This is a genomic window from Streptomyces lushanensis, from assembly GCF_001700515.1.
In the GTDB taxonomy this organism is placed as follows: Bacteria; Actinomycetota; Actinomycetes; order Streptomycetales; family Streptomycetaceae; genus Streptomyces; species Streptomyces lushanensis.
In genome coordinates, this window is record NZ_MAUD01000694.1 from 267 (window position 1) to 1,052 (window position 786).

A 786-nucleotide genomic window follows, 5' to 3' on the forward strand; every position below is an offset into this window, starting at 1 on the left:
CGTCGAGAAGACCCTGACCGGCCTGGACGGACTGGTCGACGAAAAGTTCACCGCGGGTGAGAAGACGGCCCGTGACGCGTTCACGGCGGACCACAAACGCCGGATGGACGCCTACAAGGACAAGCGGTACTCCGGCTTCACCGGAAAGCTGAAGTGGGTCAAGGACAAGTTCGCCGGCCTGCCGGAGGAGGCCAACCAGCTCTTCCAGGAGTCCCGCAAGCTCTACGTCGCCCAGATGCAGCAGGTCATCTCGGCCATCGCCGACACCATCGGCACCGAACTCGGCAAGGCCAAGGACCGCATCGCCAAGGGCCGCACCGAACTCAAGGCGGAGGTCGACCGGCTCCCCGCGGACCTGAAACAGTTCGGCCAGGAGGCCGCCGCGGACTTCACCGAGAAGTTCGACGGACTCGAAGCCGACGTCAACGCCAAGTCCGACCAGCTCGTCCAGGACCTCGCCCAGAAATACACCCAGGCCCTGAGCGCCGTGGACGAGGAGATCAAGAAGCTCCAGGAGGAGAACAAGGGCCTCATCGCCAAGGCGAAGGACGCCGTGGTCGGGGTCATCCAGACCATCCTCGAGCTCAAGAACATGCTGCTGGGCGTCCTCGCCAAGGCCGCCGCCGCGGTGATGAAGATCATCAAGGACCCCATCGGGTTCCTCCGCAACCTCGTCCTGGCCGTCGGCGCGGGTCTCCAGCAGTTCATCGGCAACATCGGCGAGCACCTCAAAAAGGGCCTGACCGGCTGGCTGCTGGGGACGGCGGCCGGCGCCGGCCTCAACCT

At 65.3% G+C, this 786-nt stretch carries 1 pseudogene; it reads left to right on the top strand.

Annotated features, from left to right (window positions below):
• Positions 1-786 (top strand): annotated as a pseudogene (locus BFF77_RS32460) (hypothetical protein); the annotation flags it as partial.